Here is an 11731-nt window from a genome sequence, read left to right as displayed (position 1 = left end):
TAATGACTAAATATATACGTAACAAAGATTTCTTTGATGAACGTTAGAGTGATATGGTTCGAGCTTTCCGGTTGAATTGCAGCCAAAATCTGTATTTGCAAAGTCACTACTTATAAAGTAACCAACACGTAAACTAACGAGTTATTAGTGTGAACAATGACGGTGCAACCAAAGTTTAGAACCGACATCAAATTTGTTAACTTTCATATCCCATCGACGTCAATCGTTAGACTTCATTCGTTGACAAAATTATGTCAGTGTCAATACGATGTCACTAACGAGCTTTATTGCATACGGAATAACTTCTTAACTAAAGGTTTACACGTTAATGATTCTGTCTAGTCAACATCAGTTTCAAAAGTGCTTATCTTTCACGGATGAAAGACAGTTTGTTGCGACCTATAAAGAGCTCAAGTTACGCAGCGTCTATCAACCCATTTTCAATAAGTGCAATAAAACGGTAGGCGTGGAAGCTTTAGTGCGTATTCAAAATGGCACTCAGCAAAATGTTAGACCCGATGAATTTTTTCACTCTAAGAGTGTAACCTTAGAAGATAAAATCAATGTTGAACGTTTAAGCCGCGTCATCCACATTCGCAATTTTTCAAATTCAAAGTACCGTGACCTCAATTTGTTTCTCAATGTTTTACCTTCTGCCTGCGAATTTTTTGCTCTCGAAGACATAAGAATTGATCTGTTGTCACAACGCTTAAAGTCACTGGATATAAAAAACGACCAAGTCGTGATGGAAGTGGTTGAGCTGGACTCAACCAACGATCATTTCCTTAAGGTTGCTATGGATCGCTTAGCGAAAAATGGCTACAAAATTGCTGTCGATGATTTTGGTATGGAAGCCTCTAACCACCAAAGGGTCGAGCTACTTAAGCCCAGTATTATCAAAATCGATCGCTCATTAATGCTCGACTATATGCACGGCATCACCGAGCCCATAATTAATGGTATAAATTTAGCGCGCCGTATTAATGCCAAAGTGGTGGTTGAAGGCATTGAAACCCGAGAGCAATATGAAGCAATGAAGAAACTCGATGTGGACTACTATCAAGGCTATTTTTTAGCCATGCCCCAGCCTATTGATGCCATTGAAACTGAAGCAAATAGCTATTAAGTTCACTCCTTCATTTGACCTAGATACATTTCAAACACAAAAAGAGCCATTGATGCTCTTTTTTGTTTACATTCCCGCCACAGATACAACGTCAACAAAGCAATAAAAACAGAATATTAAACTACAAACATCCTATAATTTAATTTTTTGTTTTAGATCATAACTTGGTTGAATTCCACTCGTGCTACAGGCCTCTTTTCGGTAGATTATCCTTCACACTTTGACACAGATTTACACATTCTCACTTATCTACCGAGGTATTTCATGCTGGAGCTTCTAATCGGATTAGTTGTTACCGTAGCCGTAGGCTATTTTATCGTTAAGGGATATAAACCTGCCGGCGTTCTTCTTTCTGCGGGTCTCGCATTACTCTTTATTACCGGCTTTCTAGGCCACAGTGTTCTTCCAAGCAAGATCGCATCAACAGGCAATATGTTCACAGATGCGCTTGAATATGTGAAATTCATGCTGCAAAACCGCGGTGGCGGTTTGGGTATGCAAATTATGCTGTTGTGCGGCTTTGCTTCTTACATGACACACATCGGCGCAAACAACGTTGTAGTTAAGCAATTCTCTAAACCGCTAGCGGTTATCAAGTCACCTTATGTTCTGCTTGTTGCGGCGTACATCGTGGCTTGCTTGATGTCTTTGGCGGTTAGTTCAGCAACTGGTCTTGGCGTACTTTTGATGGCGACATTGTTCCCAATGATGACGGCGATGGGTATTTCGCGCCCAGCCGCGGTTGCCGTGTGTGCTTCGCCTGCTGCAATCATTTTATCGCCAACCTCTGGTGATGTGGTTATCGCTGCTGAAAAATCAGGGATGACACTCGACCTATTTGCAGTGCAAACTGTTTTGCCAGTATCGTTGTGCGCCATCGTAGTCATGGCCGCTGCTGCATTCTTCTGGAATAAGTACCTCGATAAAAAAGACAACACTCCAATGGAGCGTGTTGATGTTTCAGAAATCGAAGTAAAAGCGCCTGCCTATTACGCGATTCTGCCTTTCTTACCAATTATTGGCGTATTCCTATTTAATGGCCGTACGATCCCGAACCTTTCGCTCGATATCTACACCATTGTGGTTCTTTCAATCTTTGTTGGTGCCGTCATTGACTACATCAACAAGCGCTTTGACGGTAAAGCAACCTTAGTCGATCTTGAATCATGCTATGAAGGTATGGCTGATGCATTCAAAGGCGTGGTGATGCTTTTGGTTGCCGCGGGAGTGTTTGCACAAGGTCTGATGTCGATTGGTGCCATTGATAACCTGCTTCACCTTGCAGAAACTGCAGGTGCGGGTGGCATTGCGCTAATGCTGATCCTTACCGGTCTAACAGTAGCAGCTGCGATCGCAACAGGTTCAGGTAACGCTCCGTTTTACGCTTTTGTTGAGCTTGCGCCTGCACTTGCCGCGAAAATGGGCCTCAACCCAGCGTTCCTAATTATCCCGATGCTACAAGCTTCAAACCTTGGTCGCACTATCTCACCAGTATCAGGCGTTGTGGTTGCAACATCAGGTATGGGTAAGATCAGCCCATTTGAAGTAGTAAAACGTACTTCTGTACCCGTGTTGTGTGGTTTGATTACGGTTATCTTGGGTACCGTTGTATTGGTACCGATTTACGCATAACAAAAAGTTTTACAGACAAATAAGTACGATAAAAAAGGGCGCTCACTGAGCGCCATTTTTGCGTTAGTCGATTAACCAACCGTTTATTTGCTGTCACCAAATCGCTCTAAATAGAGTACGGTGGCAGCCGTGCGCGAAGGTACACTGAGTTTTTTGAGTAGGCTCTTCATATGCACTTTCACCGTAGACTCCGAAATGAACAAGATGTCAGCAATCTGTTTATTGCGCAGCCCTTTTGCTACCTGCTGTAAAATTTGTAACTCTCGGTCTGTTAGACCATCAAAGACATCACTGTGATTAGCACGTTCGGCAAGATACTGAGCCACCTCTCGGCTGTAGGCTTTGTCACCCTGTAACGCCACTTTGAGCAAGTCAATCAATTCGTCAGGCTCGGTATCTTTCAATAAGTAACCATCAGCGCCGGCTTTAATGATCGCATCAATATCAGATGCACTATCAGACACCGTTAAGATGACGATACTGGCATCACAATTGTCTGCACGCAGCGCGGTCAATGTATCCAAACCCGACATGCCTTTCATGTTCAAATCCAACAAAATCAGGTCTGGCTGTTCTGCGTGGTTTTTAGCCACGGCTTCGGCCCCAGAACTGACTTCAGCGATCACCTCAAACTCATCTTCAAAACTGAGTAGCTGCCCTAATCCACGACGCATTAGGGGGTGATCATCAACCAGCATTACTTTACATGTTGTCAAAGTGTTCATCCTTTGTTCTAGGGTATTTCAATTCAATTTCACAACCCGCATCGGTTACCGTATTGATGGTCAACTCACCATGCAGACGACTGGCACGCTCATGCATTATTGATAAACCATAGTGATTTAATTTATGGCTATCTTGCTGCATGCCAACACCATTGTCTTTCACTCGCATAACGACATGGTGATCTTCTTCTATACAGGTCACTTCAATTAAGCTCGCATTGGCGTGTTTAATTGCATTGATTGTGGCTTCTCTAATTAACTGTAGTAGATGGACTTGTTCATGTGCATCTAGTTCAGTAGATGATAATTCATTCACTAAACGAATTTCGGCGTCGCTTTGCTCTGTCAACTGCTCAATCATACCGTTTAGTGCAGTACCAAAACTGCCCTCAGTAATCGAGAGTCTAAATGTGGTGAGTAATTCACGCAGTTGTGTGTATGCGCCACTCAGAGCTTCATCCAAGTCGGCGATGACTTGATTTGCTTTGTCAGAGGCGCTGTCTTCTTCAAGCTTTGTCATTTGCCTTTTCAGCAATGACACTTGAATTTTTAGGTATGACAGTGATTGTGCCAAAGAGTCGTGTAACTCTCGTGCAATCGTTGCTCTTTCTTCGAGTAACAACAGCTGTTCTGATTGACGCTGTGCCTGATTATAATAAACCGCTCGTGATAATATTCTAACAAAATTATCAATAAGCGCTTGATCTGGACACGGTAAACGCCAATTCCAATGTAAAGTCCCTAGATCTTGTCCATCAAGGGTTAATACTCGATGTGAACTCCCCTGCTCTTGATAATCGCCCTTGGTGAGGATCAATGGCTTTTCCTCACGAGAAAATATGGCTAATTGGACCGCTTCAATTCCTTCGATACTTTTGATGTATTCCAATATTGCATCGAAATTATCCGGCGTTATTCGCGATGCCGTTAATTCACTCGAAGACTTATACAGTACAGCTAATGACTGATTGGCATGTTGCAATTTGTGGGTCTTTTCGTTGACCGCATTTTCTAACCCGTAATAGAGCTTACCGAGTTCTTTGGCCGTGTTGTTAAAGGTACGCGTTAATATACCCATTTCATTATCGCTAACGACGTTTAACTCGACATTAAATGAATGAGATTGAATCTGTTCACTGGCCAACACCAACGCGCGCAAAGGGCTGACGATTTCACGCCGCACAAACAGTACGACAAATACGCTAGTGATGAGAATGCCCCCCATGCCAATCGCACCAACCCAAGCAAGCTGGAGCAATTTACGCTCAGAGAAACTTTGCAACTTGAACACGAAAGCATCAATTTGCGATACAAAACTAGGTACTAAGATCAGATATTGACTGCGTTCTTCGCTGTTTAGAACCGCTTTTAATTCATGCCAACGAATGATCAATTGGTAGTAGTCTTGCGTGATGTCATCGGGAACGGTCCAGTTCTGCAACGCCATCATTGAGGATGAATAGATCGAACGTTCAAATAAGTAAATATGTGAAGAATAATCACTTGAATGTGACTGAATATCGTTAGCTAAACGATAGCTTTGCATTCGCATTGAACCCGCGACGTTAACCGCCTCCGCATCATTCAAGCTGGAAGCAAGGAGTACGAATGCGTAGCCTATCGTGCCGACTGACAACAGTACAATCAAGGTCATTGCCTTCGCGATCGTCCCTGTTACCGACCTTTTTACCGTTTTAAACAATGTAGCCTCTTTCAAAATATGTCCCAAAACATCTTCGTACTCTTAAGGGTTAGACCAACGGTTCACCCAATATGTGATCAAATCTATCTGAATTAATTGATCTAAAACAATATCTCATTCTAATTACCCCCTTAGAGGTATTTATACAAATGTGTCAAAAACTACAATTTATTTATCGATAAATGACACCTTGTGAATAGCATTTCGCTATTTGTGTTCGATAGTTTGGATTTTGACACAATGGTTGACCTTTCAAGACGACGCTTGTTTAAACGTAATACTCGCTTGGAAACTGCGGCTCGCTTGCCGTGGTTATCAGAGCCGAATCGCTTCATTGATCTCTGTAGTCAATGCGGTGAATGCGTCAATGCCTGTGAGACAAAGATCATTGTTAAAGGCGATGGCGGTTTCCCAACCGTTGATTTTTCGATCGATGAATGCACTTTTTGTTATCAATGTGCGCAAGCCTGCCCTGAATCCTTGTTTAATGAACAGTCCTCTGAAGCTTGGAATGCAAAAGCGTCCATCAACGAACACTGCCTTGCCACACAAAATGTGGAATGTCGGGCCTGCGGTGATATGTGCGAACCAATGGCAATTCAATTTGTTTACCAAGTAGGCAGTGTCGCCCAACCGACTATCGATACCAATCAATGTAATGGCTGCGGTGCTTGTGTTGCTGTCTGCCCTACGTCATCTATTAATGTGAGCAACGTCACCACGTAATGTGGCGACAACAATGAGAGCATAACATGCCGAAAAATGAAGTGCATATTTCAAGTCTCGTAGTCCATACCTCGCCGGACTACTTAGCAACAGTGAAAGCACAGATTAACGACATCGAAAACGCCGAAGTTTACGGCGACAGTCCGGAAGGAAAAATGGTCGTCGTGCTGGAAACTCGCAATCACGGATTTATCACCGACACCATTGATGTAATCAATAACCTCCCACACGTCCTCAATACAGTAATGGTTTATCACCAAATAGAAACTGATCTGGACGAATGTGAAACCAACTCTGGCAACCAACAATCCCAAGTAGAGGGTGAAGTATGAAAATGACAAGACGTGCGTTTGTGAAAGCAAACGCAGCTGCATCAGCGGCAGCGGTAGCTGGAATTACACTACCAGCTTCCGCCACCAATCTGATTGCAAGTTCAGACCAAACCAAAATCACCTGGGATAAAGCGCCCTGCCGTTTTTGTGGCACGGGCTGCTCAGTGCTCGTTGGCACGCAGGGCGGCAAAGTGGTCGCAACACAAGGTGATCCTGAAGCTCCTGTTAACAAAGGGCTTAATTGCATTAAAGGCTATTTCCTATCCAAAATCATGTATGGCCACGATCGTTTAACCCAACCTTTATTGCGCATGACAGATGGTAAGTACGATAAAAATGGCGAATTTGCGCCAGTCTCTTGGGATGATGCATTCGACATCATGGCTGAAAAATGGAAAACAGCGTTAAAAGATAAAGGTCCAACCTCGGTTGGCATGTTTGGTTCTGGTCAATGGACAGTAATGGAAGGCTACGCTGCGTCCAAACTCATGAAAGCCGGTTTCCGCTCGAACAATATTGATCCTAACGCGCGTCACTGTATGGCTTCAGCCGTAGTTGGTTTTATGCGTTCATTTGGTATTGATGAACCTATGGGGTGTTACGACGATTTTGAGCATGCTGACTCGTTCGTTTTATGGGGATCAAACATGGCTGAAATGCACCCTGTATTGTGGACTCGCATTACAGACCGTCGCCTCAGTCACCCACACGTCAAAGTAAACGTGCTATCAACCTACTACCATCGTTCATTTGAATTGGCAGACCATGGGTATATCTTCACCCCACAAACAGACCTCGCTGTGGCTAACTTTATTGCTAACTACATTATTGAAAACGATGCGGTCAATTGGGATTTTGTAAACAAGCACACTCACTTCAAACAAGCAAAAACCGACATCGGCTATGGCTTGCGTGACGATAACCCAATTCAAATGGAAGCTGCCAATCCAAACTCTGGCGAAATGAGTTCCATCAATCTAGATGAATATAAAAAATCGGTTGCCCCTTATACGCTTGAATACACCTCAGAGTTAACAGGTATTACTCCAGAAAAACTGGTTGAACTGGCCAAACAATATGCAGATCCAAATACCAAAGTCATGTCGCTTTGGACAATGGGTATGAACCAACATACTCGTGGTGTTTGGATGAACAGCTTAGTTTACAACCTTCACCTTCTTACCGGTAAGATCGCCACTCCTGGTAACAGCCCATTTTCACTCACTGGGCAGCCTTCAGCTTGTGGTACCGCTCGTGAGGTGGGCACCTTTGCTCACCGCTTGCCTGCTGACCTGGTGGTGACCAACCCTGAGCACCGTAAAATTGCCGAAGGTATCTGGAACATTCCTGATGGGGTGATTCCACCAAAACCGGGCTTCCATGCCGTATTGCAAGATCGCATGCTACGCGACGCTAAGCTCAATGCTTACTGGGTGATGTGCAACAACAACTTGCAAGCAGGACCAAACATCAACGAGGAGCGTTTACCAGGCTACCGCAATCCAGAAAACTTCATCGTTGTTTCTGACCCATACCCAACCGCAACCGCACAAGCAGCCGACCTGATCCTCCCAACGGCCATGTGGATTGAAAAAGAAGGTGCATACGGAAACGCAGAGCGACGTACCCAAGCTTGGTATCAGCAGGTAGAAACCGTTGGCGATGCCAAATCAGATTTGTGGCAACTGATGGAATTCTCAAAACGCTTTAAGATTGAAGAAGTGTGGCCGGAAGAAGTATTAGCCAAGGCACCACAATATCGTGGAAAAACCATGTATGACGTTTTGTACAAAAACGGCAGCGTAGATAAATTCCCTCTAGACGAAGCTCGCGAATTGAACGATGACGCCCATCACTTTGGTTACTATGTGCAAAAAGGGCTATTTGAAGAATATGCTCAGTTTGGTCGAGGACATGGGCATGACCTCGCCCCATACAATGTTTATCACACTGTGCGTGGCCTGCGTTGGCCTGTGGTTGACGGAAAAGAAACGCTATGGCGCTTTAAAGAAGGATCAGATCCTTACGCTAAAGCCGGTTCTGACTGGGATTTCTATGGTAAGCCCGATGGAAAAGCGTGGATTATTTCTGCTCCTTACGAAGCGCCACCAGAAGTACCAAACGAAGAGTTCGACATGTGGCTCTGTACGGGCCGTGTTCTAGAACATTGGCACACCGGCACCATGACACGCCGCGTTCCTGAACTCTACAAAGCAGTACCAGATGCTGTCTGTTACATGCACCCTGACGATGCCAAGGCGCGCAATGTCCGTCGAGGTGAAGAAGTACTAATGGCAAACAAACGCGGGGAAGTTCGTGTTCGCGTGGAAACTCGCGGCCGAAATCGACCACCGCAAGGGCTTGTTTTCGTGCCGTTCTTTGATGCTCGAATATTGATCAACAAGTTGATCTTAGATGCGACCGACCCGCTTTCTAAGCAGACCGACTTCAAAAAGTGCCCGGTTAAGATCACTAAAGTTGTTTAATCCAAAGTTGGCTGCGCTGGCCGCAGCTAACAAAGAATATTGCCCTTCGGCGGAGAAGTTACGATGAAAAAAAGTGTGATTGTCCTATTTGCTTTTGCAGCAATTGTTAGTGGCAGCGTATTCGCAGAGCTTGATAACCCAGGCGGTACCGGCGGTGTTGACTCTCTGCGTGGTGATACACGCTTAGAAGATACCCGTCCTGCTGACGATTTTAAGAAATACCCAAAAGAGCAACAACTCGATAGTAGTTATGTGTATCAGCCACCGCTGATCCCGCACAACATTCGTCACTATGAAGTGTCGCTAAACGCGAACAAATGCTTGTCTTGCCACAGTTGGAAGAACGCTAAAGAGATGGGAGCAACTAAGATCAGTGTGACTCACTACGTCAACCGAGAAGATGCCGTGCTCGCGGATATGTCACCGCGCCGTTATTTCTGCCTGCAGTGCCATGTACCACAAGCTGAGGCTGCACCATTAGTCGGTAATGACTTCGAACGCGTTCAGTCATTGAAATAACACCAGGCGTTCTATTAACGAGGTTAACGTATGAAATTATTGAAAGCGTTTTGGAAGCGACTAAAAAGTCCAAGTAAAGCTGCCGTCGGGGTCGTTTTATTTATGGGCTTTGCTGGCGGTCTTCTGTTCTGGGGCGCATTTAACACCGGAATGGAGGCAACTAACACGGAAGAGTTCTGTTCAGGTTGCCATGCCCCTATCGTTGCGGAAATTAAGGAAACGATTCACTATTCTAACCGTTCTGGCGTACGGGCTATCTGTTCCGATTGCCATGTACCACATGAGTGGACAGATAAAATTGTCCGTAAAGTTCAAGCGTCGAAAGAGCTCTTTGCCCATTACGTGCTAAAGACCATCGACACCCCTGAAAAGTTCGAGGAACGTCGTGCTCACCTAGCAGAGCGAGAATGGAAGCGGCTGAAAGGCAACGACTCGTTGGAATGTCGGAACTGTCATGAATTCGAGTATATGGATTTTTCCGAGCAAGGTGATCGCAGCGCAAAACAGCACTCAACCGCATTGGCAAATGGCGATAAAACCTGTGTTGATTGTCATAAAGGCATTGCACATAAACTACCTGACATGCATGGCGTTGAAGGCTGGCAATAAGGAGCCCATATGAGTACTTTTGAATCCGTCATTTGGCATATTCTCGGCTACAGCGCTATGCCCGTTATTATCTTATCTGGTTTTGCTGTTGTCGCGGCTATTTGTGTTTGGATCTTATCAAAAAGTAAAGACAAAGAATTGGGATAAAGTGAACCACACTGATAAACCCATTACTAAGGCGCTCGTTATGAGCGCCTTTGTTTTTAACAATATCAACAACTAAAGCATGATTTAACCCCAATTATCAACATCATTTGATGACAATTTTTGAATGCAATTAATCACGGGCACAATACCCCTCGCAAATTCTTTTGTTACTTGATTAATCCATGTGAGAAGTAACGATTAGACTTACACAATGGCTATAGGTCTTAATCATTAAATGGAGATTTGTATGGCCCTGAAAACGTTAATCGTTACCGCCTTGGTCTGCTCTAGTTTTTCTTCTTTCGCGCAAACCACCCTCACTTTTCTCGACTCACATCGTGCTGCGGCACAATTGAGCCGTAACGACGATTTTATGCAGAGATTAAGTCAGTTCGACATGGAATCTCGCATGAAAACAGTCGACCATGTTATTAAACCCGAATTCAAACGATTTATTCGCCACAACACGCTCGATTGGACGGAGCAAGATCGTGCTTACGTCAACCAAGCTTATACGGAGCTAAAACAAGAACTCGATAAATACCCAATCGATCTACCAGCAAGCATCAAAATGATCCTAACCACAGGAGCAGAGGAAGGCACTGCAGCCTATACTCGCGGCGAAGCGATAATTCTGCAACGCGATAAACTGGTTTTAGGGCAAGAGCTTAAACGTATTATGGCGCATGAAATCTTCCACATTTATACCCGCCATAACCAAGTTAAAAAAGATGAATTGTATCGCTCAATTGGATTCGATTATGTTGGTGAAATTGAGTTTCCCGATGATTTGGAAGATCGCAAAATCACCAATCCTGACGCACCGCTCAATGACTACGCCATTTTCGTCGAATATAATCAACAACACGTGTGGGCTATGCCTATTCTCTACTCTATTAGTGACAAGTATGATTTAGACAAAGGAGGAGAGTTCTTTGATTATTTACTGTTTAAGTTTTTAATCGTCGCAGATGAAGATGGCAACTGGACCTATGACGATGATCACCCAACCATTGTTGACCGTTCTGAACTTAAGGGATTTTTAGAACAAGTAGGATACAACACCAACTACATCATTCATCCGGAAGAAATCCTTGCTGACAACTTTGCACTCTTGATACTGGACATTCAACCGGTGAACTCTCCCGAAATCATCGCTGAGATGAAACAAATTTTAATGAATTAATTCGATCGCACATTACAATATTGGTGCGTATTTTGACCAATTAAAATCCGATATCGCAGCACGATATCGGATTTTTAACTTTCAACGCCAAGTCGAGTATTTAGAGTCGAGTGACTCGTTGATACAGGGTATCTTTTTGCTCTGCACGCTGGTGCTTGAGCTGAATCATTGCATCATCATCAATTGGCGAGCCATTAAGCTCTAACACCCGAATTTTTTTACTAGCGCGTTGTAATCTTTCATTGCTTGAGCAAAAGACTCGTCATTTTTCATTAGAGTTGTAATTGCATCTTCCATCTCAGGAAAATCCGCAAGAAGAGAATGACTTTCACCTAACATCGTGTCTCCTTATCTATCCACACCAAAAACTGGCCTAGCCGAATAGTGGCAAGTCACGATAATTATAGTGCAGATTGTTAACCGTGAATGCTTGAAGATCACGATGTCAACTTGAAAGCCACGCCGTTTATGAAGATCAGAGTCAAATAAAAACATCTTTTGTCATAACAGTCCCTGCTTGTTATTAATGGCCAACTTAGAA

Annotated in this window: 13 protein-coding genes; 9 read left to right on the top strand and 4 right to left on the bottom strand. The window is 44.0% G+C overall.

Annotated features, from left to right (window positions below; translation table 11 throughout):
* Window positions 1-328: 328 nt before the first annotated feature.
* Both RH85_RS11955 and dcuC read left to right on the top strand, forming a co-directional pair.
* Window positions 329-1126, top strand: a complete 798-nt coding sequence (locus RH85_RS11955) for an EAL domain-containing protein (RefSeq protein ID WP_006712512.1) — start codon at window positions 329-331, stop codon at window positions 1124-1126.
* A 264-nt stretch (window positions 1127-1390) separates the two neighbouring features.
* Window positions 1391-2758: an anaerobic C4-dicarboxylate transporter DcuC gene (gene dcuC / locus RH85_RS11950; protein ID WP_006712511.1), complete on the top strand. Its 1368-nt coding sequence runs from the start codon at window positions 1391-1393 to the stop codon at window positions 2756-2758.
* 83 nt (window positions 2759-2841) lie between these two features.
* On the opposite strand, the gene RH85_RS11945 is transcribed toward dcuC, so the two are convergent.
* On the bottom strand, window positions 2842-3474 hold the full coding sequence (locus RH85_RS11945) for a response regulator (RefSeq protein WP_006712510.1): 633 nt from the start codon (window positions 3472-3474) through the stop codon (window positions 2842-2844).
* Window positions 3461-5185 carry a nitrate/nitrite two-component system sensor histidine kinase NarQ gene (gene narQ / locus RH85_RS11940; protein WP_039948995.1) on the bottom strand — a complete coding sequence of 575 codons (1725 nt, stop codon included), beginning with the start codon at window positions 5183-5185 and terminating at the stop codon, window positions 3461-3463. The genes RH85_RS11945 and narQ overlap by 14 nt, the downstream gene beginning before the upstream one ends.
* Before the next feature lie 240 nt (window positions 5186-5425).
* On the opposite strand from narQ, the gene napF reads away from it, so the two are divergent.
* The 7 genes from napF (at window position 5426) to RH85_RS11910 (ending at window position 11190) form a co-directional block, all read left to right on the top strand.
* Window positions 5426-5911 carry a ferredoxin-type protein NapF gene (napF, locus tag RH85_RS11935; RefSeq protein WP_006712508.1) on the top strand — a complete coding sequence of 162 codons (486 nt, stop codon included), beginning with the start codon at window positions 5426-5428 and terminating at the stop codon, window positions 5909-5911.
* Window positions 5912-5937: 26 nt separating this feature from the next.
* Window positions 5938-6243: a chaperone NapD gene (locus tag RH85_RS11930; protein WP_006712507.1), complete on the top strand. Its 306-nt coding sequence runs from the start codon at window positions 5938-5940 to the stop codon at window positions 6241-6243.
* On the top strand, window positions 6240-8729 hold the full coding sequence (napA, locus tag RH85_RS11925) for a periplasmic nitrate reductase subunit alpha (RefSeq protein ID WP_006712505.1): 2490 nt from the start codon (window positions 6240-6242) through the stop codon (window positions 8727-8729). Before RH85_RS11930 ends, napA begins: the two co-directional genes overlap by 4 nt.
* Before the next feature lie 63 nt (window positions 8730-8792).
* Entirely contained in the window at window positions 8793-9248 is a 456-nt protein-coding gene (locus tag RH85_RS11920) for a nitrate reductase cytochrome c-type subunit (protein ID WP_006712504.1), read from the top strand.
* A 30-nt stretch (window positions 9249-9278) separates the two neighbouring features.
* Window positions 9279-9857, top strand: coding sequence for a NapC/NirT family cytochrome c (locus RH85_RS11915; RefSeq protein WP_006712503.1), 579 nt, complete (start codon window positions 9279-9281; stop codon window positions 9855-9857).
* Window positions 9858-9866: 9 nt separating this feature from the next.
* Window positions 9867-10004: a TIGR02808 family protein gene (locus RH85_RS22345; protein WP_006712502.1), complete on the top strand. Its 138-nt coding sequence runs from the start codon at window positions 9867-9869 to the stop codon at window positions 10002-10004.
* A gap of 247 nt (window positions 10005-10251) precedes the next feature.
* Window positions 10252-11190, top strand: coding sequence for an early set domain-containing protein (locus RH85_RS11910; protein ID WP_006712501.1), 939 nt, complete (start codon window positions 10252-10254; stop codon window positions 11188-11190).
* Between the two features lie 100 nt (window positions 11191-11290).
* Here RH85_RS11910 and RH85_RS23740 read toward each other — a convergent pair whose 3' ends face one another.
* Window positions 11291-11398: a DUF465 domain-containing protein gene (locus RH85_RS23740; RefSeq protein ID WP_006712500.1), complete on the bottom strand. Its 108-nt coding sequence runs from the start codon at window positions 11396-11398 to the stop codon at window positions 11291-11293.
* The gene (locus RH85_RS23735; RefSeq protein WP_006712499.1) at window positions 11392-11529 is read right to left on the bottom strand and encodes a hypothetical protein; all 138 of its coding nucleotides are present in this window, start codon (window positions 11527-11529) and stop codon (window positions 11392-11394) included. Before RH85_RS23735 ends, RH85_RS23740 begins: the two co-directional genes overlap by 7 nt.
* Window positions 11530-11731: the final 202 nt, after the last annotated feature.

The organism is Vibrio ichthyoenteri ATCC 700023 (assembly GCF_000222605.1).
Taxonomy (GTDB): Bacteria; Pseudomonadota; Gammaproteobacteria; order Enterobacterales; family Vibrionaceae; genus Vibrio; species Vibrio ichthyoenteri.
Note: the sequence above shows the minus strand (reverse complement) of the source record. Positions and strands in the feature narration are given on the sequence as shown.

Bases quoted from the DNA above. Each gene is read 5' to 3' on its own strand.
- RH85_RS11955 (WP_006712512.1), top strand. From the start codon at position 329: ATGATTCTGTCTAGTCAACATCAGTTTCAAAAGTGCTTATCTTTCACG.
- dcuC (WP_006712511.1), top strand. From the start codon at position 1,391: ATGCTGGAGCTTCTAATCGGATTAGTTGTTACCGTAGCCGTAGGCTAT.
- napF (WP_006712508.1), top strand. From the start codon at position 5,426: ATGGTTGACCTTTCAAGACGACGCTTGTTTAAACGTAATACTCGCTTG.
- RH85_RS11930 (WP_006712507.1), top strand. From the start codon at position 5,938: ATGCCGAAAAATGAAGTGCATATTTCAAGTCTCGTAGTCCATACCTCG.
- napA (WP_006712505.1), top strand. From the start codon at position 6,240: ATGAAAATGACAAGACGTGCGTTTGTGAAAGCAAACGCAGCTGCATCA.
- RH85_RS11920 (WP_006712504.1), top strand. From the start codon at position 8,793: ATGAAAAAAAGTGTGATTGTCCTATTTGCTTTTGCAGCAATTGTTAGT.
- RH85_RS11915 (WP_006712503.1), top strand. From the start codon at position 9,279: ATGAAATTATTGAAAGCGTTTTGGAAGCGACTAAAAAGTCCAAGTAAA.
- RH85_RS22345 (WP_006712502.1), top strand. From the start codon at position 9,867: ATGAGTACTTTTGAATCCGTCATTTGGCATATTCTCGGCTACAGCGCT.
- RH85_RS11910 (WP_006712501.1), top strand. From the start codon at position 10,252: ATGGCCCTGAAAACGTTAATCGTTACCGCCTTGGTCTGCTCTAGTTTT.
- RH85_RS23735 (WP_006712499.1), bottom strand. From the start codon at position 11,529: ATGTTAGGTGAAAGTCATTCTCTTCTTGCGGATTTTCCTGAGATGGAA.